We start from the raw sequence: 24,631 nt of genomic DNA, 5'->3' as shown, positions 1-24,631 counted from the left end.
TTGACAAGTCCACCGGTCCGCGGGCACGATGGGCGGATGAGGACGGACGGCGAGCAGGAGTCCACGTCGGCGATCGAGCGCCGGCTGCGGCTGCGTCTAGCCGCCGAGAGCTCGGGCTTCGTCGGGGTCGCCCCGATGGCCGACATGCTCGGGGTCTCGGTCGTCACGGTCCGCTCCGATCTCGCCCTGCTCGCGAGCGAGGGCGTCCTCCAGCGGGTGCGCGGAGGGGCGATCCCGGCGCCGAGGCCCACCGGCGAGCGCTCGCTCGAGGAGGGCCTCAGCGCCGCCTCCGACGAGAAGGCCGCGATCGGCGAGGAGGCCGCCGCCTCCGTCTCCTCCGGGCAGAGCATCGTGCTCGACGTGGGCACCACCCCGCTCGCCATCGCGCACGCGCTCGTGGCGCGGGAGGATCTGCGCGACGTCACGGTGATCACGAACGGCCTCTCCACGGCGCTGGCGCTCGAGCCGGCCATCCCGCGCTTCACGGTCGTCGTCACCGGGGGCACTCTGCGGCCGCTGCAGCACTCGCTGGTCGAGCCGCTGGCGTCCGAGCTGCTCGAGCGGATCCGCGCCGACATCGCCTTCATCGGCTGCACCGGCGTGCACCCCGAGGCCGGCGTCACCAACGTCAATCTCCCGGAGGCGACTCTGAAGCGCCGGATGCTGCAGGCGGCGACCCGCCGGGTCGTGGTCGCGGACTCCTCGAAGCTCGGAGTGGTCGACCTCGGCCGGGTCGCCGCTCCCGACGAGTTCGACCGTCTGCTCACGGGGGCGGGCGCCGCCGACGGACTCGTCGCCGCTTTGGAGGAGGCGGGGCTCGCGGTCACCCGCTGCCGGGCGCTCGGCGAGCGCGTCAGTCCGTAGGATCAAGGAATGGCCGACTTCACCCCCGCCCCCGCCACCGGGCGCCAGTTCTCGCTCGACCTCACCGCTGAGGGACGCACCCTGCACGCCGTCGTGACGGAGGTGGCCGCAGCGCTGCGCTACCTCTCGGTCGACGGAGTGGAGATCACCGCCTCCTACCCGGAGAGCACCGTCCCGCCGTTCGGCTCGGGCATCGTCCTGATGCCCTGGCCCAACCGCGTCAAGGACGGGCGCTGGCACCACCGCGGCGAGACGCTCCAGCTCGCGATCACCGAGCCGAAGTACCACAACGCCATCCACGGCCTCCTGGTGAGCACCCCGTACCGCCTCGTCGACCAGGGCCCGTCCTTCGTCGAGCTGGCCGCGCCGGTCGTGCCGCAGGCGGGCTACCCGTTCCACCTCGAGACCTCGGTCCGCTACGAGCTGCAGGCCGACGGGCTGAAGGTCGTCCACCGCGTCGTCAACGTCGGAGCCGACGAGGCGCCCGTCGCCATCGGCACGCACCCCTTCCTCGCCATCGGCGACGTCCCGACCGACGAGCTCGAGATCACCGTCGACGCGGCGGTGCACATCGAGGTCGACGAGCGCCTCAACCCCACCGTGCAGAACCCGGTCGAGGGCACCGAGTGGGACCTCCGCTCCGGCCGCCGCATCGGCGACCTGGAGCTCGACGACGCCTGGGCCGACGTCCGGATGGTCGACGGCGAGAGCGTGCACGGCCTCCGCGCCGCGGACGGCCGCCGCGTGCTCCTCTGGGCCGACGCCTCGCACAACTTCATCCAGGTCTTCATCACCCGGATCTTCCCCGACGGCGACGACGTGAAGACCGCGATCGCCGTGGAGCCGATGACCGCTCCCGCCGAGGCGTTCAACAGCGGGCAGGGCCTGCGCTGGCTCGAGCCGGGCGAGGAGTGGACCGTCGCGTGGGGCATCCGCCACGAGGGGTTCCCCACCGCGTCATGACCACCCTCGCGGCGGTCGGGCGCGACGACGAGGCCAAGCGCGTCGCTCTCGTCCGGATGAAGCGGCTCGCCACGGGCCTGCTCGTGGTGATGGCCGTCGTCTTCGCCGTGTCGTTCGCCCTGCAGGAGCGCTACCCGTGGCTGCAGTGGGTCCGGGCCGCGAGCGAGGGCGGGATGGTCGGCGCGCTCGCCGACTGGTTCGCCGTGACCGCGCTGTTCCGGCGGCCGCTGGGCCTGCCGATCCCGCACACCGCGATCATCCCGACCAAGAAGGACGAGATCGGCGCGAGCCTCGCGCAGTTCGTCGAGGAGAACTTCCTCCGCGGCGCCATCGTGCGCGAGAAGCTCGACTCCTTCGGGATCGCCCGGCGGGCGGGGCTGTGGCTCGCCGAGCCGGAGAACGCGCACCGGGTCGGCGGCGAGAGCGCCGCGGCCGTCCGCTCGGCGATCGCCCTGCTGGACGACTCCGACGTGCAGCGCGTGATCGAGGCGCTGGCGCGGCGCCACCTCCTCGACCCGCAGTGGGGCCCGCCGCTGGGCTCGCTGGTGGGCAGCGTGGTCGAGGCGGGCCACCACCGGCGCCTCGTGGACACGCTGGTGGAGCAGGCGGAGGCGTGGCTGACCGCGAACCCGCAGAGCTTCACCCGCATGGTCAGCGGCCGCCTGCCGAGCTGGCTGCCCTCCGCGGTCAGCCGAGCGGTGGACGAGCGGCTGTACCGCGAGGCGCTCGTCTTCGTCGCCGCGGTGCGCGAGGACCAGGTGCACCCGTTCCGGATCGCGATCGACGGCTACCTCGCCACGCTGGCGCAGGATCTGGGCACCGACCCCGACCTGATCGCCCGGGTCGAGGAGATCAAGAACCGCGCCTTCGACAGCCCGCGCGTCCGCGAGCTCGCCGGGGACGCCTGGGAGGCGACGAAGGCCTCCCTCCTCGGCGCGATGGACGACCCGTCGAGCCCCCTCCGCGGCAGCATCGAGTCGATCGTGGTCGATCTGGGCCGCCGGCTCTCGACCGACGCCGGTCTCGCGGCGACCGTCGACTCCTGGATCGGATCGGTAGCGGCCAACCTGGTCGACCGCTACCGCACCGACATCGCCAGCATCATCGGCGACACCATCCACCGCTGGGACCCGCGCGAGACGTCCGAGAAGCTCGAGCTGCAGGTCGGGAAGGACCTCCAGTTCATCCGGATCAACGGCACCGTCGTGGGCTCCCTGGCCGGGCTGGTCATCTTCACCGTCGCGCACGCGCTGCTCGGCTCGTGAAGCGGGGCGCCCGGGCCCGCTCCGCAAGCCCTCGTCGGCGTCGGTGGTCGGGCGTACGGTCGCACCATGAGCGATGACAACACCACCGATCCCGATGTCAAGACCGAGGGCGACGTCCTCGGCGCCCGTGCCGACGACGGCAGCGACACCAGCGCCAGCAAGGACCCGTCCGACTGGGTCACCGGCGATGAGCCGATGACCGGCCCGCAGCGCAGCTACCTCGACACCCTCGCACGCGAGGCGGGCGAGACCCTGCCCGCCGACCTCACCAAGGCCCAGGCCTCCGAGCACATCGACCGCCTGCAGTCCTCCACGGGCCGTGGCGACGGCAGCAACGGGCACGACTGATCCCGCCGGGGCGCCCCGGGGCTGAGCATCAGTCCCCGTCGGCGCCCCCGTCCGGGGCGCGCACACCGCGCCCCGGCGTCCCTAGGGTTCCGTCATGGCGATCTCCCGCACCACGCGCAACGCCCTCGACCTCATCGACGCGATCCGGATCCCCGGCCGCATCGATCCCCGTCTGGCCCGGCAGGTGACCCTGTCCCTCCGCCAGCTCCTCGAATCCGGAGCCTTCGGCCCGAGCGAGCGGCTCCTCCGCCGCCGCGCGAGGAGGCTCCGCTCCCGCACCCGCGAAGCGGCCGCGTTCCGGCAGACGCGCTCGGCCGGCTGCACCGTCCAGCCCTGAGTCCGCTGAACGGAGCCGCTCCGCTGTGACCGGCGACGGGACAGACACCGTTCGCGCGGTCGTCTAGAGTTCCTGGCATCCGGTCCGCCGGATGCCCGCCGCAGTCTCCCGGCCGGTCGACAACGGAGTCGTCCCGGTGCGGGTCATCCCCCCGTTCGCGCGTCGAACGCCCCGCTGGTTCCAGCACCCCGCTCCCTCCTCGAGAAGGGACTCCCGCGATGACGACTCGCGTCTCGCACACCGCGACGACCGTCCGCCTCGTCCGCTGGTACCGGATCGACTCCGACTGGCTCTCGGAGGTCGTCACCGGCCGCCTGCTCGAGCACCAGGACGGCCGCTGGCGCCTGCTCGTCGGCGAGAAGGTCCGCGACTACCCGGACGAGGTGTGGTCGCTCTGCCACGAGTGACGCCGTCGCGGAGCACCGCGGCCCGGACGAGCCGTCAGAGGTAGAGGTAGTACGTCTTCGCGCAGTCCGTCGAGCAGAACGGGTCACGGCGGCGGGCCGGCCGGACGCGGCACGCCTCGCACAGCCGAGGCCGGCGCAGGAGGACGCGGAGGACGGTCAGCACCTCTGCACGGTAGTGCGGCGACCTGGCTGCGCCCTGGCACTGTCCGGAAAGCGCGACCAGGCGGTCGTGTGGTGGGCCCCGTCGGGCTCGAACCGACGACCCGCGGATTAAAAGTCCGCTGCTCTGCCAACTGAGCTAGAGGCCCGCGCGCTCCAGGGTAGCGGGCCGTCGACGCCCCCGGAGCAGGTGCGGCCCGGAGCAGGTGCGGCCCGGACCGCGGACGATCCCGGAGCGGACCGCGTCCTCGGCGCGGGCATACCCGCCCAGCCGCGGGCGTTACCCTCCTCGAACCCCCTACGGAGCGCGAGCGCGAGAGCGTCCGCGCGCACGACCGCGGAAGGCGGCCCCATGACAGACGGCTTCCACAAGCCGACCAAGTTCCCCTCCCACGTCTTCGAGGCGTTCCAGGGAGGAGAGGACCCGGCGCAGATCAGCCGTGTCGCCCACGAGACCGCGATCGCGCTGCTGAGCCGTGTCCGGAACGACCCCGACCCGGTGGTCATCGACCGACTGGTCGAGTACACCGACCACAACGGCATCGACGCGCTCGCCGAGCTCTGGGCGCGCTCCAGCGCGGCGAGCCTGCCAGGCGCCCTCTGGCGGATCTACCTGCTGCGGCTGGTCATCCGGCAGGACCCGGAGAGCACGAGCTTCCTCTACCAGCGCGGAGTCGAGCTGTCCGCCACGATCGACCCGGTGGTCGCCGGAGCCAGCACTCCCACGGGGCCGGCCGAGATCACCGAGCTGGCCGACCGGATCCTCCGCGGCGTCTTCGACGGCGACTTCGCGGTGGCACTGGACCGCGCCGCGGCGTTCTGCCGCGTGAGCGCCTCCGGAGCCGTCTCGGTCGCCGACGACGTGGAGCCGGTGAACCCCGCCCGGGCGAGCGAGCTGACCACCCGCGCCCTGCGCCTCTCGACCACCGCGGCCGAGCTCGTGAGCTGCGCGCGGCTGTGGCGGAGCGACTCCCTGGAGTGACGCGCAACCCGCGTTCACCCACTGCGAACGCCGCTCGCCGCCACCGCGGAGGCCTTTGGTAGACTGGCGGAAGCCGGATCGCAGTAACCCCGGGCTCCACTTATAGCCGCTTCGAGCGGCCTCGCGCCGAGAGGCGTTCCTGCGGTCCGGCCCCTTCTCTGCTCGCATCGAGGCCACGGTGCGCGAGGCGAGGGCCCAGGAGGAGTCGATCCTCGCCCGAGTCCCCACAGACAGGCGCCAGCGGAATGAAGAACAGCAGAGCTCTCCGGATCGGCGCGCGCGTCTGGGCGGGGACGGGGCTGCTGGTCGTCGCCGCCCTCTACCTCCTCGCCGCGCCGAGCGTCGACGACGCGGAGGGCGCCCAGTTCGCCGCGGGGGTCTCGCTCTCGCAGGGCACGGTGATGCGCGTCCTCGCGGTCCTCGACGTGCTTGCCGGGCTCTGGGTCCTCATCCGCCCGCGCAGCTATCCGGGCATCACCGCTGCGGCGGTGGCCGTGATCTCGCTCTGGCTGGCCCCCCGGCTGGGCGACCCCGCGCTCGTGCCGATCGGCACGTTGGCGCTGGATGTCCGATTCGTGACGCATCCGATCGAGGTGTCGGTCGTCGTTGCAGGCCTGGCCGTGACAGCCTTCTGGATGACGCGGAATCTTTCAGCCCGGGCGCGGGCGAGGCGGGGCTGATGACGGACGACACCACAGCGGAGGCGGCTGTCCTCCTCGAGCGCATCGCCGGGGGAGAGCAGGCCGCGTTCGCCGCGCTCTACGACCAGATGGCCGGCCGGGTCCTCGGCCTGATCATCCGCGTCCTCGTCGACCGCTCCCAGTCCGAGGAGGTGGCCCAGGAGGTCTTCCTCGAGATCTGGCAAACCGCTGGGCGTTTCGCTCCGAATAAAGGAAGCGCGACGACCTGGATCCTCACGATGGCACACCGCAGGGCCATCGACAGGGTCCGCGCGGCTCAAGCCGGCCGTGATCGGGACATGCGCATCGGAATCCGAGACCTCGGACGCGACTACGACCAGGTCTCCGAGCAGGCGGAGGTGTCCCTCGAGCACGAGAAGGTCGCGGCCGCCATGGGCCGCCTGACGGAACTGCAGCGGCAGGCGCTGCAGCTCGCTTACTACGGCGGATACTCGCACAGCGAGATCGCGGGGATCCTGCAGTGCCCCGTGGGAACCGTCAAGACACGCCTGCGTGACGGAATGATCAGACTTCGAGAAGAGATGGGGGTGGCCCTGTGAACGATGTGCGACTCCCCGACGGGATGGACGACCCGCGCGATCTCGCGGCGGGTCACGCACTGGGCATCCTGACGCCCGAGGAGCAGGAGCGCTTCGAGCGCTTCCTCTCCGAGCACCCGGAGGCGCGCGGCGAGGCCGACGCGTTCGCTGAGGTGGCGGAGGCGCTGGTCGCCGACGCACCCGCCGTGGAGCCCTCGCCGGGCTTCAAGGCCGACCTGATGGCGCTCATCGCCACCACTCCGCAGCTGCCGCTGGAGGAGCCCGACGAGGACCACGAGGCGCCCGCCGCGCCCCGTCTGGTCCCCGTCGCCTCCGAGGGCGAGCGGAGCGGTCCGACGGCTCGCCGGGACGGTGGCGGCAGCGCCGCGAACCGCGCCCGGAGCCGCTGGTTCGCCCGCCCCGCGGTCTTCCTCTCGGCGGCCGCGGCCGCCGCGGTGATCGTGGTCGGCGGAGTGACCCTTCCGCCGCTGCTCTCGTCCGGCCCCGGCCAGACGCAGCAGCAGACGGCTCTGGAGCAGATCCGCAGCGCCCCCGACGCGCAGGAGACGACCGGCACGGTCGCCACCGGCGAGCAGGCGACGCTGGTCTGGTCGAGCTCGCTCGGCCGCTCCGCCCTCGTGGTGGACGACCTGGCGCCGCTGCCGGAGGACAAGACCTACGAGCTCTGGTACATCGGCTCGTCCGGTCCGGTCGCCGCAGGGACGTTCGATGGGGGAGAGGGCAGCACCGTGGCCCCGCTCGAGGGGAGCCTGACCGAGGGCGGAGTCGTCGCCGTGACGGTCGAGGACGCCGGCGGCTCGCCGACTCCGACCACCGATCCGATACTGGCGATCGACATCGCCTGACGGCCCGAGCACGAGAAGAGCCGCACTCCCATGACGGAGTGCGGCTCTTCTCGTTCCCGGAGGGAACGCGGTGGAACGAGAGCGAGCCGCGACCCCGGAGGGACGCGGCTCGCTCTCGTCTGGGGCGGATCAGCCGAAGCGGCCCGAGACGTAGTCCTCGGTCGCCTGGACGGACGGCCGCGAGAACATCGTCGCGGTGTCGTCGTACTCGATGAGCTTGCCCGGCTTGCCGGTGCCCGCGATGTTGAAGAACGCGGTGCGGTCCGAGACGCGCGAGGCCTGCTGCATGTTGTGGGTCACGATGACGATCGTGTAGTCGTTCTTGAGCTCCTCGATGAGGTCCTCGATCGCGAGGGTCGAGATCGGGTCGAGGGCGGAGCAGGGCTCGTCCATCAGGAGGACGTCGGGGGAGACGGCGATCGCGCGGGCGATGCACAGACGCTGCTGCTGGCCGCCGGAGAGACCGGAGCCCGGCTTGTCGAGGCGGTCCTTCACCTCGTTCCAGAGGTTCGCGCCCTGGAGCGAGCGCTCGACGAGCGCGTCCGCGTCCGACTTCGAGATGCGGCGGTTGTTGAGCTTCACGCCGGCCAGCACGTTGTCCCGGATGGACATCGTCGGGAACGGGTTGGGGCGCTGGAAGACCATGCCCACCTGCCGGCGGACCTGCACCGGGTCGACGCCCGGGCCGTACAGGTTGTTGCCGTCGATCAGGACCTCGCCCTCGACGTGCGCGCCGGGGATGACCTCGTGCATGCGGTTGAGCGTGCGGAGGAAGGTCGACTTGCCGCAGCCGGACGGGCCGATGAAGGCGGTGACCGTGCGGGGCTCGATGGCGAGCGAGACGCCCTCCACCGCGAGGAACTGGCTGTAGTAGACGTTGAGGTCGTTGACCTCGATGCGCTTGGACATTGCTTCCTTCGGGGATTCCGGCCGGAGCCGAGTGGTGGGTGTCAGCGGCCGAGCTTGGGGGCGAAGATCTTCGCGATCAGGCGGGCGACCAGGTTCAGCGCCATGACGATCAGGATGAGGGCCAGCGCGCCGGTCCAGGCCCGGTTGAGGAACGCCTCGGCGTCGGGGCCCTGGTTCGCGTACTGCGTGTAGACGAAGACCGGGAGGGTCATCATCCGCTCGCTGAAGAGGTCGTAGTTCATCGACGCGGTGAAGCCGGCGACGATGAGCAGCGGGGCGGTCTCGCCGATGACGCGGGCGATCGCGAGGGTGATGCCCGTCGTGATGCCGGCGATGGAGGTCGGCAGCACGATCTTGACGATGGTCAGCCACTTCGGCACGCCGAGGGCGTAGGACGCCTCGCGCAGCTCGTTCGGGACCAGCTTCAGCATCTCCTCCGACGAGCGGACGACCACGGGGATCATCAGCACGGCGAGGGCGATCGAGCCGGCGAAGCCCATCCGGACGCCGGGGCCGAGGAGCAGCGCGAAGAGCGCGTAGGCGAACAGGCCCGCGACGATGGAGGGGATGCCCGTCATCACGTCGACGAAGAAGGTGATCGCCCGGGCGAGGTGGCCGCGGCCGTACTCGACGAGGTAGATCGAGGTGAGCAGGCCGATCGGCACCGAGATCAGCGCGGCCATGGCCGTGATCTCGAGCGTGCCGATGATCGCGTGGAGGGCGCCGCCGCCCGCGTCGATGACGTTGCGCATCGACGAGGAGAAGAAGAGCGGATCGAACCGCGCGACTCCGTTGGAGACGACCGTGTAGAGCAGGGAGATCAGCGGGAGCAGCGCGATGATGAACGCGGTCGCGACCAGCGAGGTCACGAGGCGGTCGACAGCCTTGCGGCCGCCCTCGACCAGGCGCGAGACCACGTAGATGGCGACGTCGAAGAGGACGGTGCCCCAGAAGATCGCGCCGACGAGGCTGAAGTCGTTCATCATGCCGGCCGCCTGGAGGATCAGGAAGACGGCGGCGAACACGACCCAGCTGCCGACGAGCAGCATCCAGGGGGTGCCCTTGGGCAGCTTGCCCGCCTGCAGCGAGAAGGGCATCGACGAGGTGGCGGCGGACATCAGTTGGCTCCCGAGAAGGCCTTGCGGCGGTTGACGATGAACCGCGCGACCGAGTTCACGACGAGGGTGATGACGAAGAGGATGAGGCCCGAGGCGACGAGGACGTTGACGCCGACTCCGCTCGCCTCCGGGAACTGCAGCGCGATGTTCGCGGCGATGGTGTTCGAGTTCTGCGAGGTGAGCAGGAGGAAGGAGACGACCGTCGCGGGCGAGAGCACCATCGCGACGGCGAGCGTCTCGCCGAGGGCCCGGCCGAGGCCGAGCATGGCGGCCGAGACGATGCCCGGGGCGCCGAAGGGCAGGACGGCCATGCGGATCATCTCCCAGCGGGTCGCGCCGAGCGCGAGCGCCGCCTCCTCGTGCAGGCGCGGGGCCTGGAGGAAGATCTCGCGGCAGACCGCGGTGATGATCGGGATGACCATGACGGCCAGCACCACCGAGGCGGTGAGGATCGTCTTGCCGGTGCCCGACGCCTGGCCGCCGAAGAGCGGGAACCAGCCGATGTTCACGTTGAGGAAGAGGTAGAAGGGCTGCACCATCGGCGCCAGCACGGTCGCGCCCCAGAGGCCGAAGACCACCGAGGGGACGGCGGCGAGGAGGTCGACCACGTAGCCGAGGGCCATCGCGATGCGGCGCGGCGCGTAGTGCGAGATGAAGAGGGCGATCGCGATCGAGAGCGGCAGGGCGATCACCAGGGCGATCACCGCCGACCAGACCGTGCCGAACACCAGGGGGCCGACGTAGGCCCAGAAGCTCGTCGCGTCGCCGGGGAGGCTGCCGGCCGGCGCGGTGAACGCGGGGATCGACTGCGCGATGAGGAAGATCGCGACGGCGGCGAGGACGAGGAGGATGAGGGAGCCGGCGGCGACGGTCGAGATCGAGAAGACCCGATCTCCGACACGCACCTTCGCCTTCGGGCGGACGACGGTCTCAGTTGCCATTCCAGGGGACTCTCTTCAGACGAGGGGGTTCGGCGGGGCGCACAGGGAGATGCTAGGGCTCGGAGGGGCGTCCGGCGGGTCGAGCCCGGCACAGGCGGGGCCCGTCCCGCGGATCGTGCTGCGAGACGGGCCCTGCCGGTGGGACTACTTGATCGACTCGATCGCGGTGGCGACGGTCGAGGCGAGCTCGGAGCTCAGGGGAGCGGAGCCGGCCTGAGCGGCGGCGGCCTCCTGGCCCTCCTCGCTCGCGACGTAGGAGGCGAAGGACTTGACGACCTCGCCCTTGTCGGCGTCCGCGTACTCCTGGCACACGATGAGGTAGCTGACCAGGACCATCGGCCAGGCGTCCGCCTCGGTGCCGGTGCGGTCGATCTTGATCGCGAGGTCGTTGTCCTCGCGGCCGTCGGCGATGGGCGAGGCGGCGACGACCGCCGCGGCTCCGTCGGCCGAGATGGTCGAGAACGCGTCGCCGACCTTCAGCTGGGCCATGTCCATGCCCTGGGCGCCGGACTCGTCGGCGTAGCCGATCGTGTTGGTGCCGTTCTTGACCGCGTCGACGACACCCGAGGTGCCCTTGGCGCCGTCACCGCTCTGGTACGGGAAGGTCTGCGCGGCGGGAGCGTCCCAGACGTCGCTCGCGGTGGCCGCGAGATAGTCGGTGAAGTTCTGCGTGGTGCCCGAGTCGTCCGAGCGGTGCACGGAGGTGATGTTCGCCGACGGGAGGGTCGCGTCGGGGTTCAGGGCCGTGATCTCCGGGGCGTCCCAGGAGGTGATGGTGCCCTTGAAGATGCCAGCGATGGTGGCCGCGTCGAGCTTGAGCTCGTCGACGCCCTCCACGTTGAAGATGACCGCGATCGGCGAGATGTAGACCGGGAGGTCGATCGCCTTGGTGTCGGGGGCGCAGGCGGCGAAGGTGCCTGCGAGCTCCTCGTCCTTGAGCGCGGAGTCGGAGCCGGCGTAGTCGGCGGCGCCGTCGATGAAGTTGGTGCGGCCGGCGCCGGAGCCCTGCGGGTCGTAGTTGACCGTGACCTCGGGGTTCGCGGTCTGGAACGCGGCGGCCCAGGTGGTCTGCGCGGTGCCCTGAGCGGACGAGCCGATCCCGGTGATGGTGCCGGAGAGCGTGGAGGTGGTGGCGGAGCCGGAGCTGCCGCCTGCGGCCGGTGCCTCGTTGGCAGCGCAGGAGGTCAGCGTGATCGCTGCGACGGCGGCGACGACGGCCGCCTGGCCGAGACGCGAGAATCTCACAAGTATCCCTTTCGGGTAGGAAAGCGTGGAAAACAGAACAGGGCCTGGTGCAGCCCGCGAGCGAGAGTACGGAGGGGTCGTGTCCTGGCACCGACCGCTCGGTGAACGCGCGGTGAACGGGTCCGCCTCGGGGATTGCGGAGCGACGGGGCGGCGGGGAAGGCGCGGTGCGTCGGGCACGTCCCGGCGGCGCGACCGGCCCGGTCCGGAGGGACCCGTCGAGCCGGCCGCGCAGCGCCCGGGCGGGTCAGGCCAGCGGCGTGTGCGTCTCGATCGCGACGATGCCGGAGCCGGGGTGACCGGTGGAGAGGTGCACCACGGCGAAGCCGCCGGTCGGGAGCGCTGCCGCCTCGTCGAGGTAGGCGCCGAGAGGGGTCGCCGTGGCGAGGGCGATCTCGCGCAGGATCTCGGGGATCACCGGCCGGTGGCTGCAGAGGACGGCGGTGCGGCGGGCGCGGACCCGCTTGCCGACCAGGGCGCGGACGTCGGCGGTGCCCTGCTCGTGCGCCTCCTGGCTGAGGTCGTCGCGCAGCTTGACCGGCTTCCTGACCAGACCGGACAGCGGGGCGATGGTCGACCGGCAGCGCTTGGCGGTGCTCGAGACGAGGCGGCGCGGGCGCCAGGCGGCCACGGCCTGAGCGGCGGCAGCGGCCTCGACCCGGCCGCGCCCGGTGAGGCGGCGGGTGGAGTCGCGGCCGTCCCAGGAGGAGGCGGGCACCGCCTTCGCGTGCCGCAGGACCACGATCGCGAAGGTCTCGAGCGCACCGCGTGCGGCGATCCGGGCGAACTCGTCGACGATCGTCACGTCGTGCGGATAGGTCAGGTAGCTCCGGGCCCGCTTGAGCGTCACCCACTCGAGCGCCTCGACCTCGTCGTTCGGGAGGAAGTCGGACGCCAGGACGGCCTTCTCGGTCACCTGCGCCGCCCAGTAGTAGACGGCCTTCGGGCGCCCGCTCGGCAGCGTGTACTCGGTGCACCCCAGCGGCACCCCGAGCGCCACCGAGAGCCCGGTCTCCTCGCGGATCTCGCGGACCGCGGTCTCCGGGAGGGACTCGCCCGCGTCGACCTTGCCCTTGGGCAGGCTGACGTCCCGGCGGTGCGGCCGGTGGATCACGAGGATGTGCGGGCGGCCCTCGATGATCCGCCAGCACACCGCTCCTGCTGCGTAGACGGTGCCCGTCACGGGCGTCAGCGGCTGGAGGCCCGGTTGGCGGACCGTGTCGCCGCGCGCTTGCGATGGGTGATGTGCTGCATCAGCTGGTTCTGCAGGTCGGCGAGCGGAGCGCCCTCCTCATCGAGGTGGTGCCGCGTCCAGTCGCCGTCCGGGCCGAGCCACCAGGAGGCGGTCCGCTCGTCCATCGCCCGCTCGAACATGTCGTCGATCTCGCTGAGGTGCGCCGGCTCGACGATCCGCACCAGAGCCTCGACGCGGCGGTCGAGGTTGCGGTGCATCATGTCGGCGCTGCCGATGAAGACGTCCGGCTCGCCGCCGTTGACGAAGCTGAAGATGCGGGAGTGCTCGAGGTAGCGGCCGAGGATCGAGCGCACGCGGATGGTCTCGGAGAGCCCCTCCTGGCCGGGCTTCAGCCCGCAGATGCCGCGCACCCACACGTCGACCGGCACGCCGGCCTGGCTGGCGCGGTAGAGCGCGTCGATCACGGACTCGTCGACGATCGAGTTGACCTTGATCCGGATGCCCGAGGGGCGCCCCGCGCGGGCGTTCTCGGTCTCGGCGGCGATCCGCTTGAGCAGGCCCTTCCGCAGGTGGCGCGGCGCGACGAGCAGGCGCTTGAACTTCTTCTCGATCGCGTAGCCCGACAGCTCGTTGAACAGACGCGTGAGGTCCTTGCCGACCTCGGGGTCGGCCGTCAGGAGTCCGAGGTCCTCGTAGATGCGCGAGGTCTTCGGGTTGTAGTTGCCGGTGCCGATGTGGGAATAGTGGCGGAGCACTCCGCCCTTCTCCTGGCGGATGACGAGCGCGAGCTTGCAGTGGGTCTTCAGCCCGACGAGCCCGTAGACCACGTGCACGCCCGCCTTCTCGAGCTTGCGCGCCCACGAGATGTTCGCCTGCTCGTCGAAGCGCGCCTTGATCTCGACCAGGGCGAGCACCTGCTTGCCCGACTCGGCCGCGTCGATGAGCGCCTCGACGATGGGGGAGTCGCCCGAGGTGCGGTAGAGCGTCTGCTTGATCGCGAGCACGTCCGGATCGGCCGCCGCCTGCTCGAGGAACGACTGCACGCTCGTCGCGAAGGACTCGTAGGGGTGGTGCAGGAGTACGTCGCCGCGGGAGACGGCCTTGAAGACGTCCTGCCGCTGGTTGGGCTCGCTGGGCGAGAGCTGCACCGCCGTCGTCGGGACGTGATTGGGGTACTTCAGGTCCGGGCGGTCGATCTTCTGCAGGCTGAAGAGCCCGCTGAGGTCGAGCGGGGCCGGGAGCTTGTAGACCTCCTGCGTCGTGATGTCGAGCTCGCGGACCAGCAGGCCCAGCGTCTCGTCGTCCATGTCGTCGGTGACCTCGAGGCGGATGGGCGGGCCGAACCGGCGGCGCAGCAGCTCCTTCTCGAGGGCCTTGATCAGGTTCTCGGTCTCGTCCTCGTCGACCTCGACGTCCTCGTTGCGCGTCACCCGGAACACGTGGTGGTCGAGGATCTCCATGCCGGGGAAGAGGTCGTCCAGCTGGTTGGCGATCAGGTCCTCGAGCGAGATGAACCGCATCGGCTCGCCCGGCGCCGCGACTCCGGCGATCCGCACGAAGCGGGGGAGCATCTGCGGCACCTTGAGGCGCGCGAACTCGACCTTCTGCGTCTTCGGGTTCCGCACCCGCACCGAGAGGTTGAGCGAGAGGCCGGAGATGTAGGGGAACGGGTGCGCCGGGTCGACCGCAAGCGGCATCAGCACCGGGAACACCTGGGCCGAGAAGTAGTCGTCCAGCACGGTGCGCTCGGCGTCGCTCAGCTCGTCCCAGCGGACGAGGTCGATGCCGCCGTCGCGCAGGGCGGGCTCGACGAGCTCCTTGAACGCTCGGGAGTGGCGCTGCTGCAGCAGGTGCGCCTTCTCCGAGATGTCGGTCAGCACGTCGACCGGCACGCGGCCGATGTTCGTCGGCAGGGCGAGCCCCGTGAGGATGCGGCGCTTGAGGCCGGCGACCCGGACCATGAAGAACTCGTCGAGGTTGGACGAGAAGATCGCCAGGAAGTTCGCCCGCTCGAGCGCCGGAACCAGCGGATCCTCCGCGAGCTCGAGCACGCGCTGGTTGAACGCGAGCCAACTCAGCTCCCGGTCGAGGTAGCGGTTGTCGGGGAGGAGCGGGTCCGAGTGCTCCTCCTCGTCGTCGAAGTCGTCGTCGAGGTCATCGCTGAGACCGTCTTCGAGAAGCAGGTTGTCGCCGTCCATGCGACCATCCTGGCACCGCGTCCGTCCGCTCCGCGCCGCCGCTCGTGAATGCCGGATGAACGGGGCCGGGGGAGGCCCTGTGGAGGAGTGCCGGTTCAGCGCAGCGGCGCGGCCCGCTGCAGGTACTGCACGTCGACGGAGGCGTCCGTGAACCCGAGCGAGCGGTAGAGCGCCACCGCCGACCGGTTCTCGGCCTCGACGTAGAGGTCGGCCGTGGTGCAGCCGCGCTCGAGCATCCGCGCGAGCCCGGCGTTCAGCAGGGTGCGGCCGAGTCCCCGTCCGGCCGCCTCGGGGGCGACCCCGAGGACGTAGATCTCGCCGGTCGTCGATCCGGGCTCGATCTTGAGCCAGTCGTAGCCGAGGAGCGTGCCGTCGGCGTCGCGGAGCAGGAGGAAGTCGCCCTCGTCGAACCACGGCTCGGCGCGGCGGGCCGCCAGGTCCTCCTCCGTCATCCGCCCCTGCTCGGGGTGCGCGGCGAAGACCCGCGCGTTCAGGGCGATCCACTCGGCCGGAGCGAGGTCGCGGGCGTCCGAGAGGACGACGCCCTCGGGGACGCGGACCTCGGGGGCGGCGAGCGGCTCGAGCTCGAGGTGCAGGAGGGTGCGCACCGGGGCGAAGCCGTGGGAGGCCGCGAGTGCCCGTGCGGCGGGGTGGTCGCCGTGCGCCCAGGCGAGCAGGCCCGTCCGGCCGCTCGCGAGGACCTGCTCGAGGGTCGCGGTGCCGAAGCCGACCCCGCGCCACTCCGGATCGACGACGAACTCCAGCTCGCCCTGCCCGAGGATCGCCGCCGCCACGACCACGTCGGCGCGCAGCCCCACGAGGAGGGTGCGCGAGCCGGCCCGGGCGTCGACGAGCGTCTGGTCGCTGAAGGGGGGCTGGTGGTCGAACCAGGCGGCGCGCCCGATCAGGTGCTCGAGGCCGGCCGCCACCGCGGGATCGGCCAGATCCTCAACGGACAGGTTGAGCGACTCGCTCATTGTCCTCTTCGTACACGTTGAAGCGGTATCCGACGTTGCGGACCGTGCCGATCAGCGACTCCAGGTCGCCGAGCTTCGCGCGGAGGCGCCGCACATGCACGTCGACCGTGCGGGTGCCGCCGAAGTAGTCGTAGCCCCACACCTCGCTCAGCAGCTGCTCGCGGGTGAAGACGCGCGAGGGGTGCGTGGCGAAGAAGCGGAGGAGCTCGAACTCCTTGAAGGTGAGGTCGAGCGGGCGCCCGTGCACCTTGGCGGAGTAGCTGGCCTCGTCGATCACGACGCCCGAGGCCTGGATGCGCGAGGTCGACTGCTCCTGCGCCAGCCGGCCGATCACCAGGCGGATGCGGGCGTCGACCTCGGCGGGGCCGGCCGAGTCGAGGATGACGTCGTTGACGCCCCAGTCGGCCGAGACGGCCGTGAGCCCGCCCTCCGTGAGGATCAGGATGAGGGGGACGTTGATGCCCGTGGTCGTGAGGATCTTGCAGAGCGACTTGGCGCTGGCGAGGTCCTGCCGCGCATCGACCAGGATCAGATCGCAGCTCGGGGCGTTCACGAGCTGGGCGGGCTCCGCGGGGATCTGCCGGGTCCGGTGGCTGAGGAGCCCCAGTGCGGGGAGCACCTCGGCGCCTCCCGCCGAGGTCAGTATCAACAACTGCGCCACGGATCCTCCAGAACTGGTCTGCCCGCAATACTAGCGGCGGGCCGGGAGGGGCGTCCGCCTGGGGCACAATTGTCGGATGGGCAGGGATCGGGTGGGCATCGGAGTCGTCTGGGCGCTCGCACTCGCGGGCTCCGTGCTGACGCTGGCGATCGCCGCTCCGGGGTCCCGGCAGCTCTGGCTCGCGCTGACGTTCGGCGGCTGCGTGCTCTCGACCTTCGCGGTGCAGCTCGCCGTGGCCCGCGCCGAGGGGTACCTCCTCCGCGCGATGACGAGCATCGTCGGAGCGATGGCCGTGGTCGCGGTCGCGAGCGGGATCGCCCTCCTCCTCCCCGCCTGAGCGGTCGCGCCCTCCCGTCCCGAGCGCCCGGATCCGCACCGCCTGAGCGGCCGCGTCCGCCCCGCCCCGGCGTCGGAGGCGGCGGGTAGGATGAGCGCATGCTTCTCGCCCTGGAACTCTTCTACCTCGGTCTGCTCGGGCTCGCCTCCCTCGCCATCGCGTGGGTCTCCGGCGTGGTCGTCTACAAGCTCTACCGCGGCCAGCGCTAGCCGCCGCCGGAGCCCGAGTGATCTCGCTTCCGTCGGGCCTGCCGCCCGAGCTCGTCCCCCTGTCCTGGCTGCTCGGCGTCTGGGAGGGCTCGGGCGTCATCGACTACACGATCGGCGACGACTCCGTCCAGGCCGAGTTCGGCCATCGCATCAGCTTCAGCTACGACGGCCTCCCGTACCTCAACTACAACTCCTACACGTGGCTGATCGAGGAGGGCGCCGAGGAGGCGCCCCGGCCCCTGGTCACCGAGACGGGCTACTGGCGCCTCAGCCGCGCGCTGACCGACTCCGACGCCGGCCCGGGAATGCTGCCCGGCCGCGGCGCACCCGCCTTCCCCGACGCCGAGTCCGTCGAGACGCTGCGCAACGCCGCCGGCGGGTTCGACATCGAGGTTTCGCTCGTGCACCCGGACGGGGTCAGCGAGCTCTACCTCGGTCAGGTCAAGGGGCCTCGGATCGACCTCGCGACCGACGCGGTGATGCGCACCGCCGCGGCGAAGGACTACGCCGCCGCCACGCGCCTCTACGGCCTGGTCGACGACCACCTGCTCTGGGCGTGGGACATCGCCGCGCTCGGCCAGGGCCTGCGGACCCACTCCTCCGGACGGCTCGCCCGTGTCGACTGACGCGCCCTCCCCGCTCCTGGCCGCCCCGGGCGCCGTCGCCACGACGAGCGCCGCCGAGCCCGGCGTCGCCGCCCACTACGGCGAGCCCTTCCGCGAGCAGCGCGCTCTCGCCGCGGGCACCGCGCTCGTCGACCTCTCCGGCCGCGGCGTCGTGACCGTCACGGGGCCGGACCGCCTCACCTGGATCGACTCGCTCACCAGCCAGGCCGTCTCGCGCCTCGCTCCCGGCGCGTCCGCCGAGACGCTCCTGCTCGACCCGACCGGCCGGATCGAGCACGTCATCCGCCTCGTCGACGACGGCGAGACCGCCTGGCTCCTGCTCGACCGCGACGAGACGGCCGGCCTGGCCGCCTGGCTCGACCGGATGCGCTTCATGCTCCGCGTCGAGGTCGCCGACCGCACCGACGACTTCGCGACCCTCGCCGCCCTCGGCGACGGGCCGGCCCTGACGCTCGCCCTGTCCCTGGCCGAGGAGCCCGTCGTCTGGAGCGACCCGTGGTCGCAGGTCCAGCCGGGCGGCTGGCAGTACGCGCTGACCACAGAGCACCCCGGGGCCTCCTGGGAGCTCCGCGAGGTCCTGGTCCCGCGAGCGGCCCTCGAGGCCCTCGCGGAGACGGCCGTCGGGGTGGGAGTGGCCCTCGCCGGGGTCGACGCCCTCGAGGCCTTGCGCATCGCCGCCTGGCGCCCGCGCCACGCGACGGAGGTCGACGAGCGGTCCATCCCGCACGAGCTCGACCTCCTCCGCTCGAGCGTGCATCTCGCCAAGGGCTGCTACCGGGGCCAGGAGACGGTGGCGAAGGTGCACAACCTCGGGCACCCGCCGCGGCGCCTGGTCCTGCTGCAGCTCGACGGCTCCGACTCGGTCCTCCCCGCCCACGGCGACGTCGTCACGGCGCTCAAGGGCGGCGAGCCGGTCGAGGTCGGCACGGTCACCTCCAGCGCCTGGCACTACGAGGACGGACCGGTCGCCCTCGCGGTCGTCAAGCGGAGCGTCCCGGTGGACCTCGAGCTGACCGTGCTGGCCGGCGACTCGCGCGTGGCCGCGGCCCAGGAGGTCGTGGTCCCGCCCGGAGCCGGAGCGGAGGCGGGAGTGCCCCGCCTGCCCCGCCTCGGGGCGACGACGAGGTAGGCCACGCCGTGGTGGCCGCACGTCCCGCCGAGCGGGGCCGGGCGGCCGAGCGGCTGCGCGGTCTCGTCCGGACCCCCGAGCTGAGTCCCGCGCGCGCCCTCGCCCGCGCGGGGGCGTCGCTCCCCGCCGTGCTGCAGATCGTGCTCGCGGCGACCCTCGCCTACTCCGTCGCGCACTTCCTCCTCGGGCACCCCGCGCCGGTGCTGGCGCTGACGGCCACGATCTCGAGCCTCGGCATCGCGCGCGACACCCGCCCCAAGCAGGTGGCCGAGACAGCGACGGGGATGCTCATCGGCATCACGGCCAGCGAGGTCCTGCTCCTGCTGTGGGGGAGCGGTGTCTGGCAGCTCGCCGTCGTCCTCGCGATCGTCTTCACGCTCGGCCGGGCCCTCTCGCCCTCGCCGGGGTTCGCCGTGGCCGCCGGGACCCAGGCGATGCTGGTGATGGTCCTCCCTGCGCCGGACGGAGGCGTCTTCACCCGGAGCGTCGACGGTCTGATCGGCGGGCTCGCGGCGCTGCTCTGCACGGCGATCGTGCCCCGCCCGCCGCTGCGCACGGCGCGGGCCGAGGCGCATCGGCTCCTCACCGCGCTCAGCCGGACCGTGGAGGAGCTGGCCGAGGCGCTCCGCCGGGGCGACTCCTCGGCGTCCACCGCAGCCCTCGAGCGGATCCGCGGGACGCAGCCGGTCATCGACGGCTGGACCGCGGCGCTCGACTCCGCGACCGGCGTCGCCCGGATCTCGCCGTTCGTCCGTCGGCACCGCGGCGAGCTCTCCCGCCAGGCCGTGATGCTGTCCGCGCTGGACCTCGCGACCCGGAATCTGCGCATCGTCGCGCGCCGCACCGACTTCCTCGTCGGGGACGGCGCCCCGCGGCCGGCGCTCGCCGGAGCGGTCGCCGCCCTCGGCCCGGGCATCGCGCTGCTCGGCCGCGCGGTCGCCGATCCGTCGGTGCTCGCCCTGGCGCGTCAGGACCTCGTGCTGCTCGCGACCACGCTCGACCCCCAGCGGCTGATCCCGGAGGCGCGCCTCGCCGAGAAGACGGTGCTCGTCCTGCTCCGCCCGCTCGTCGTCGACCTGCTCACGGCGACCGGCGCCGCTCCCGCCGAGGCGCGGGCCGCCCTGCCCCCGCTCGCCTAGGGCTCAGGAGGTCCGGCGCTCAGGCCCGGCGCTCAGGCCCGGCGCTCAGGCCCGGCGCTCAGGAGGAGGGGGCGACCGCCTCCCACGCGACCGTCACCTCGCCCAGGCGCCAGCGCCGCGGCCCGCCGAGGACCGGCCACTCCGGCCGGAGGTCCCGGACCGCCGCGATCCAGCGCTGACCCGGACTGTAGACGGCGAGAGGGGCGTTCAGCGTCCACGCCCGCTCGAGGGCGGAGAGGAAGGCGTGCACGCCCTCGCCGGGCACGTTGCGGTGGATGAGGGCCTTCGGCAGGCGCTCGGCCGCCGTCATCGGCGAGGGGATCGCCGCGAGCCGGAGCGAGAGGGTCAGCGAGCGCGGGCCCTCCCGGCCGACCTCGATCCAGGTGCAGATGCGGCCGATCTCGTCGCAGGTGCCCTCGACCAGGACGCCGTCGGGCTGCAGGCGGTCCGTCATCGTCGCCCAGGCTCCCCTAACCGCGTCCTCGTCGTACTGGCGGAGCACGTTGAAGGCGCGGATGACGCCCGCCCGCCGCCCCGCGGGCAGGGGCACCTCGAAGCCGCCGCGCTCGAAGCGCACGCGCGCGTCCGCGGGGAACGGCGTGCCGCCCTCCCTCACCCGGGCGAGCTGGCGCCGAGCGGTGTCGACCCGTGCGGGCTCGATCTCGAGGCCGAGCACCTCGACGTCGGGCGCGGCCTGGACGAGCCGGCGGTGCAGCTCGAGCGTGGTGACCGCGCTCGCCCCGAAGCCGAGATCGACGACGAGCGGGGAGGCGGTGCTGCGCAGGACGGGCAGCTCGGCGAGCCGGCGGTCGACCCGGCGGAGGCGGTTCGTGCCCGTCGTTCCGCGGGTGACGGCTCCGATGGGCATGCTCTCCAGCGTATCCGCGGGCGAGGGGGCCGCCTCTAAGCTGGACGCATGTCCGAGACCTACACCCTCATCCTCGTGCGCCACGGCAACAGCGAGTGGAACCAGAAGAACCTCTTCACCGGCTGGGTCGACGTGCGCCTGACCGAGCAGGGAGTCGCGGAGGCCACCCGCGCCGGCGAGCTGCTGACCGAGGCGGGCCTGCACCCCGACATCGTCTACACGTCGCGCCAGACCCGTGCGATCCAGACCGCCAACATCGCCCTCGAGGTCGCCGACCGCCTGTGGATCGACGTCAAGCGCTCCTGGCGCCTCAACGAGCGCCACTACGGCGCCCTGCAGGGCAAGGACAAGGCGCAGACCCTCGCCGAGTACGGCCCCGAGCAGTTCCAGACCTGGCGCCGCTCCTTCGACGTGCCGCCGCCCCCGCTCGACGACGACGACCAGTACTCGCAGGCGCACGACGAGCGCTACGCCGACCTCGGCGACGCCCTGCCCCGCACCGAGTCGCTGAAGCTCGTGATCGAGCGGATGCTCCCGTACTGGGAGTCCGACATCAAGCCGGACCTCGCCTCGGGCAAGACCGTCATGATCACCGCGCACGGCAACTCCCTCCGCGCGCTGGTGAAGACGCTCGACGGCATCTCGGACTCGGACATCGCGGAGCTCAACATCCCGACCGGGATCCCGCTCGTCTACGAGCTGAACGAGGACTTCGAGCCCATCGGGGAGGCGCGCTACCTCGACCCCGAGGCCGCGGCCGCCGGTGCCGCCGCCGTCGCCGCCCAGGGCGCCAAGAAGTAGCACCGCCCCGCACGCGCGAACGGCCCGCCCGAGTCCTCGACTCCGGCGGGCCGTTCCCGTCCGCAGCTCCGACGGGGACGGCACGGACACGTCCGGCCCGCAGGAGACGATCGTTCCTGCGGGCCGGACGGTGAGACGGGCCGGAGCCCGAGGTGTCGACTAGGAGTAGTCGCCCGAGATCAGGTACTGGACCTTCTTGGCGATCGACACGGCGTGGTCGGCGAAGCGCTCGTGGTAGCGGCTGGCGAGGGTCGCGTCGACGGTGTCCGCTGCCTGGCCCTTCCACGCCTCGCTGAGCACCTTGTCGAAGACGCTGACGTGCAGCTCGTCGATCTTGTCGTCCTCGTCGCGGATCTCCTCGGCGATGCGCGGATCCTGCGAGCGGAGCAGGTCGGTCAGCTTGTGCGCGACGACCACGTCGAGGCGGCCCATCTCGACGAACGTCGGACGCAGGCTCTTGGGGACCACCTTGTCGGGGAAGCGGTAGCGCGAGAGCTGGGCGATGTGCTCGGCGATGTCGCCCATCCGCTCGAGCGACGCGCTGATGCGCAGCGCCGAGACGACGATCCGCAGGTCGCGGGCGACCGGGTTCTGCCGGGCGAGGATGTCGATCGCGAGCTCGTCGAGGCTGATGGCCAGCTCGTCGATGCGCGCGTCGCTCGCGATGACCTCCTCCGCGAGGGTGACGTCGGAGTGGTTGAACGCCTGGGTCGCCTTCTCGATGGCGATCTCGACGAGTCCGGAGATCTCGACGAGTCGTTCCTGGACCTCGGCCAGCTCCTGCTGGAAAACTTCGCGCATCTGTGTTCGACCCTCTCTACGGCGCGCGCGGACGACGGCGCCGGATCTGCGGCGAGCACCTCGCACGCCGCTGCGACTGCACTCCGTGGGCGCAGGCGCAGTCATGATGACCACGGCAGGTTAACGGACGGTGCCGGGCGTTTGAACAGTACTCGACCCCCGGAGGATCGACGGGCGTCCGGTAGGGGGACGCCCGGTGGATGGTTAGCCTGGGTCCGTGGATTCGGGCTTGATCGTGGTTCTGTCGCTCGTTCTCGGTGTCGCGATCGGGATCCTTCTGACGACCGTGCTCACGCTCGCCGCCCGCCAGGGCCGCATCGCGCAGGACGTGATCTCGGTCGGGCTCCCCGAGGGGATCGAGGCGATCATCGACGCCGTCGGCTCGCCCGCCTTCGTGACCGACCCGTCTCACAACGTGCTGAAGGCGTCCACCCGCGCCGTCGCGCTCGGCCTGGTCTCGCAGGACACGCTGCTCCACCCCGACCTCGCCGCCATCGTCGACCGCGTCCGCCGCTTCGGCGACGACATCGTCCAGGACCTCGAGCTCGCGACCAGCCCGCTCTCCGACGCCGCCGTGACGCTCGTCGTCCACGCGACCCGCCTCGGCTCCCGCTACGTCCTCGTCATCGCCGAGGACCACACCGAGGCGCGCCGGCTCGAGGCCGTCCGCCGGGACTTCGTCGCCAACATCTCCCACGAGCTGAAGACCCCGATCGGCGCCGTCGGCCTGCTCGCCGAGGCCCTCGACTCCGCCGCCGACGACCCCCAGCAGGTGCGCCGCTTCGCGCACCGGCTGACCCAGGAGTCGCACCGCCTCGCGAAGATCACGCGCGAGATCATCGAGCTCTCCCGCCTCCAGGCCGCCGACGTCGCCGGCTCCGCCGAGATCATCCGCGTCGACGACGTCGTCACGGCGGCGCTCGAGACCACCCACGTCATGGCGGAGTCGCACGACGTCACCCTGGTCAAGGGCGGGATGAAGAAGGCCTACGTCGTGGGGCAGGAGAAGATGCTCGTCTCGGCGCTGCACAACCTCCTCGCCAACGCCATCCAGTACTCGCCCGCCGGCTCCCGCGTGGGCATCGGCGTCCGCTCCACCGGCGGAGTCGTCGAGATCGCCGTCACCGACCAGGGCATCGGCATCCCGGAGGAGGACCTCGACCGGGTGTTCGAGCGCTTCTACCGCGTCGACCAGGCCCGCTCCCGCCACACCGGCGGCACCGGCCTCGGCCTCAGCATCGTCAAGCACGCCGTGCAGAACCACGGCGGCGACGTTCGCGTCTGGTCCAAGCCCGGCCGCGGCTCCACCTTCACCATCCGGCTCCCCGAAGCCGACCCCGCCCGGACGCCCTTCGCGGCGACCGCCCCGATAGGAGAACACGCGTGACCAGCATCCTGCTCGTCGAGGACGAGAGCGCCCTCAGCGAGCCCCTCAGCTACCTGCTCGAACGCGAGGGCTACGACGTCACCGTCGCCGAGGACGGCAACCGCGCCGTCGCCGCCTTCGACGAGGGCGACTACGACCTGATCCTCCTCGACCTCATGCTGCCCGGCATGCCCGGCACCGAGGTCTGCCGCGAGATCCGCACCCGCTCCTCCGTCCCGATCATCATGGTCACCGCCAAGGACTCCGAAGTGGACATCGTCGTCGGCCTGGAGCTCGGCGCGGACGACTACGTCACCAAGCCCTACTCCACCCGCGAACTGCTCGCCCGCATCCGCGCCGTCCTCCGACGCCGCACCGAGGAGCCCGGCGAGGAGCGGATCGTCGTCGCCGGCCCCGTCCGCATGGACATCGAACGCCACACGGTCGAAGTCGACGGCGTCGAGACCCCGATGCCCCTCAAGGAGTTCGAGCTCCTCGAGATGCTCCTCCGCAACGCGGGCCGTGTCCTCACCCGCGGCCAGCTCATCGACCGCGTCTGGGGGAGCGACTACTTCGGCGACACGAAGACCCTCGACGTCCACGTCAAGCGCATCCGCTCCAAGATCGAGAAGACGCCGAAGGAACCGGTGCTCCTGGTTACTGTCCGCGGCCTCGGCTACCGCTTCGACGCTTGATCGCGGG

The 24,631-nt window shown here is 71.8% G+C and carries 28 protein-coding genes and 1 tRNA gene; 17 read left to right on the top strand and 12 right to left on the bottom strand.

Going from position 1 to position 24,631, the window contains the following annotated elements:
* Positions 1-36 precede the first annotated feature (36 nt).
* The 6 genes from C5C46_RS14990 (at position 37) to C5C46_RS14965 (ending at position 4,184) form a co-directional block, all read left to right on the top strand.
* Positions 37-864, top strand: coding sequence for a DeoR/GlpR family DNA-binding transcription regulator (locus C5C46_RS14990; protein ID WP_104227275.1), 828 nt, complete (start codon positions 37-39; stop codon positions 862-864).
* A gap of 9 nt (positions 865-873) precedes the next feature.
* Positions 874-1,827, top strand: a complete 954-nt coding sequence (locus C5C46_RS14985) for an aldose 1-epimerase family protein (RefSeq protein ID WP_104227274.1) — start codon at positions 874-876, stop codon at positions 1,825-1,827.
* Positions 1,824-3,092: a DUF445 domain-containing protein gene (locus C5C46_RS14980; RefSeq protein ID WP_104224715.1), complete on the top strand. Its 1,269-nt coding sequence runs from the start codon at positions 1,824-1,826 to the stop codon at positions 3,090-3,092. The genes C5C46_RS14985 and C5C46_RS14980 overlap by 4 nt, the downstream gene beginning before the upstream one ends.
* A 66-nt stretch (positions 3,093-3,158) precedes the next feature.
* Positions 3,159-3,440 (top strand): DUF3072 domain-containing protein, encoded by a 282-nt coding sequence (locus C5C46_RS14975; RefSeq protein ID WP_104224714.1) that lies wholly within the window; start codon positions 3,159-3,161, stop codon positions 3,438-3,440.
* 94 nt (positions 3,441-3,534) lie between these two features.
* On the top strand, positions 3,535-3,777 hold the full coding sequence (locus C5C46_RS14970) for a hypothetical protein (RefSeq protein ID WP_104224713.1): 243 nt from the start codon (positions 3,535-3,537) through the stop codon (positions 3,775-3,777).
* Between the two features lie 218 nt (positions 3,778-3,995).
* Positions 3,996-4,184 carry a hypothetical protein gene (locus C5C46_RS14965; RefSeq protein ID WP_104224712.1) on the top strand — a complete coding sequence of 63 codons (189 nt, stop codon included), beginning with the start codon at positions 3,996-3,998 and terminating at the stop codon, positions 4,182-4,184.
* A 34-nt stretch (positions 4,185-4,218) separates the two neighbouring features.
* On the opposite strand, the gene C5C46_RS17320 is transcribed toward C5C46_RS14965, so the two are convergent.
* Entirely contained in the window at positions 4,219-4,347 is a 129-nt protein-coding gene (locus tag C5C46_RS17320) for a hypothetical protein (RefSeq protein WP_258059535.1), read from the bottom strand.
* 69 nt (positions 4,348-4,416) lie between these two features.
* Positions 4,417-4,492, bottom strand: a tRNA-Lys gene (locus C5C46_RS14960).
* Positions 4,493-4,695: 203 nt separating this feature from the next.
* On the opposite strand from C5C46_RS14960, the gene C5C46_RS14955 reads away from it, so the two are divergent.
* The 4 genes from C5C46_RS14955 (at position 4,696) to C5C46_RS14940 (ending at position 7,410) form a co-directional block, all read left to right on the top strand.
* Entirely contained in the window at positions 4,696-5,325 is a 630-nt protein-coding gene (locus C5C46_RS14955; RefSeq protein WP_104227273.1) for a DNA-directed RNA polymerase subunit beta, read from the top strand.
* A 245-nt stretch (positions 5,326-5,570) separates the two neighbouring features.
* Positions 5,571-6,005 carry a hypothetical protein gene (locus C5C46_RS14950; RefSeq protein ID WP_104227272.1) on the top strand — a complete coding sequence of 145 codons (435 nt, stop codon included), beginning with the start codon at positions 5,571-5,573 and terminating at the stop codon, positions 6,003-6,005.
* The gene (sigK, locus tag C5C46_RS14945) at positions 6,005-6,565 is read left to right on the top strand and encodes an ECF RNA polymerase sigma factor SigK (RefSeq protein WP_104224709.1); all 561 of its coding nucleotides are present in this window, start codon (positions 6,005-6,007) and stop codon (positions 6,563-6,565) included. Before C5C46_RS14950 ends, sigK begins: the two co-directional genes overlap by 1 nt.
* Complete coding sequence (locus tag C5C46_RS14940) at positions 6,562-7,410, top strand: anti-sigma factor domain-containing protein (RefSeq protein ID WP_146079009.1); 849 nt, start codon at positions 6,562-6,564, stop codon at positions 7,408-7,410. Before sigK ends, C5C46_RS14940 begins: the two co-directional genes overlap by 4 nt.
* 129 nt (positions 7,411-7,539) lie before the next feature.
* On the opposite strand, the gene pstB is transcribed toward C5C46_RS14940, so the two are convergent.
* The 8 genes from pstB to C5C46_RS14900 all read right to left on the bottom strand — a co-directional run bounded on the left by pstB (position 7,540) and on the right by C5C46_RS14900 (position 16,653).
* Positions 7,540-8,319, bottom strand: a complete 780-nt coding sequence (gene pstB, locus C5C46_RS14935) for a phosphate ABC transporter ATP-binding protein PstB (RefSeq protein ID WP_104224707.1) — start codon at positions 8,317-8,319, stop codon at positions 7,540-7,542.
* A 41-nt stretch (positions 8,320-8,360) separates the two neighbouring features.
* Positions 8,361-9,437, bottom strand: coding sequence for a phosphate ABC transporter permease PstA (gene pstA / locus C5C46_RS14930; protein WP_104224706.1), 1,077 nt, complete (start codon positions 9,435-9,437; stop codon positions 8,361-8,363).
* Positions 9,437-10,378, bottom strand: a complete 942-nt coding sequence (gene pstC / locus C5C46_RS14925; protein ID WP_104227270.1) for a phosphate ABC transporter permease subunit PstC — start codon at positions 10,376-10,378, stop codon at positions 9,437-9,439. The genes pstA and pstC overlap by 1 nt, the downstream gene beginning before the upstream one ends.
* 144 nt (positions 10,379-10,522) lie before the next feature.
* Complete coding sequence (gene pstS / locus C5C46_RS14920) at positions 10,523-11,623, bottom strand: phosphate ABC transporter substrate-binding protein PstS (RefSeq protein WP_104227269.1); 1,101 nt, start codon at positions 11,621-11,623, stop codon at positions 10,523-10,525.
* Positions 11,624-11,869: 246 nt separating this feature from the next.
* A complete protein-coding gene (locus tag C5C46_RS14915; protein WP_104224703.1) occupies positions 11,870-12,805 on the bottom strand; it encodes an NUDIX domain-containing protein in 936 nt (311 codons plus the stop codon).
* 5 nt (positions 12,806-12,810) lie between these two features.
* Entirely contained in the window at positions 12,811-15,015 is a 2,205-nt protein-coding gene (locus C5C46_RS14910; protein ID WP_104224702.1) for an RNA degradosome polyphosphate kinase, read from the bottom strand.
* Positions 15,016-15,110: 95 nt separating this feature from the next.
* Positions 15,111-15,992 (bottom strand): mycothiol synthase, encoded by an 882-nt coding sequence (mshD, locus tag C5C46_RS14905; protein ID WP_104227268.1) that lies wholly within the window; start codon positions 15,990-15,992, stop codon positions 15,111-15,113.
* Positions 15,964-16,653, bottom strand: a complete 690-nt coding sequence (locus C5C46_RS14900; protein WP_104224700.1) for a winged helix-turn-helix domain-containing protein — start codon at positions 16,651-16,653, stop codon at positions 15,964-15,966. Before C5C46_RS14900 ends, mshD begins: the two co-directional genes overlap by 29 nt.
* Before the next feature lie 76 nt (positions 16,654-16,729).
* Between C5C46_RS14900 and C5C46_RS14895 the strand changes: the two genes are divergently transcribed.
* From C5C46_RS14895 to C5C46_RS14880, 4 genes are all read left to right on the top strand, one after another.
* Complete coding sequence (locus C5C46_RS14895; RefSeq protein WP_146079008.1) at positions 16,730-16,990, top strand: hypothetical protein; 261 nt, start codon at positions 16,730-16,732, stop codon at positions 16,988-16,990.
* A gap of 226 nt (positions 16,991-17,216) precedes the next feature.
* Positions 17,217-17,825, top strand: coding sequence for an FABP family protein (locus C5C46_RS14890; protein WP_104224698.1), 609 nt, complete (start codon positions 17,217-17,219; stop codon positions 17,823-17,825).
* Entirely contained in the window at positions 17,815-18,954 is a 1,140-nt protein-coding gene (locus tag C5C46_RS14885) for a folate-binding protein YgfZ (protein ID WP_104227266.1), read from the top strand. The genes C5C46_RS14890 and C5C46_RS14885 overlap by 11 nt, the downstream gene beginning before the upstream one ends.
* Positions 18,955-18,962: 8 nt before the next feature.
* Complete coding sequence (locus C5C46_RS14880) at positions 18,963-20,093, top strand: aromatic acid exporter family protein (RefSeq protein WP_104227265.1); 1,131 nt, start codon at positions 18,963-18,965, stop codon at positions 20,091-20,093.
* Positions 20,094-20,151: 58 nt separating this feature from the next.
* Here C5C46_RS14880 and C5C46_RS14875 read toward each other — a convergent pair whose 3' ends face one another.
* Positions 20,152-20,961, bottom strand: a complete 810-nt coding sequence (locus tag C5C46_RS14875; RefSeq protein ID WP_104227264.1) for a class I SAM-dependent methyltransferase — start codon at positions 20,959-20,961, stop codon at positions 20,152-20,154.
* A gap of 48 nt (positions 20,962-21,009) precedes the next feature.
* Between C5C46_RS14875 and C5C46_RS14870 the strand changes: the two genes are divergently transcribed.
* Entirely contained in the window at positions 21,010-21,762 is a 753-nt protein-coding gene (locus C5C46_RS14870) for a phosphoglyceromutase (RefSeq protein WP_104224694.1), read from the top strand.
* Between the two features lie 159 nt (positions 21,763-21,921).
* Here the strand turns inward: C5C46_RS14870 and phoU are convergent, their stop codons facing one another.
* Positions 21,922-22,563, bottom strand: a complete 642-nt coding sequence (gene phoU, locus C5C46_RS14865) for a phosphate signaling complex protein PhoU (protein ID WP_104224693.1) — start codon at positions 22,561-22,563, stop codon at positions 21,922-21,924.
* A gap of 217 nt (positions 22,564-22,780) precedes the next feature.
* Here phoU and C5C46_RS14860 point away from each other — a divergent pair, with 217 nt between their 5' ends.
* On the top strand, positions 22,781-23,950 hold the full coding sequence (locus C5C46_RS14860) for a cell wall metabolism sensor histidine kinase WalK (RefSeq protein WP_104224692.1): 1,170 nt from the start codon (positions 22,781-22,783) through the stop codon (positions 23,948-23,950).
* The gene (locus tag C5C46_RS14855; RefSeq protein WP_104227263.1) at positions 23,947-24,624 is read left to right on the top strand and encodes a response regulator transcription factor; all 678 of its coding nucleotides are present in this window, start codon (positions 23,947-23,949) and stop codon (positions 24,622-24,624) included. Before C5C46_RS14860 ends, C5C46_RS14855 begins: the two co-directional genes overlap by 4 nt.
* Positions 24,625-24,631 lie beyond the last annotated feature (7 nt).

The organism is Rathayibacter sp. AY1E6 (assembly GCF_002931115.1).
Lineage (GTDB): Bacteria > Actinomycetota > Actinomycetes > Actinomycetales > Microbacteriaceae > Rathayibacter.
Note: the sequence above shows the minus strand (reverse complement) of the source record. Positions and strands in the feature narration are given on the sequence as shown.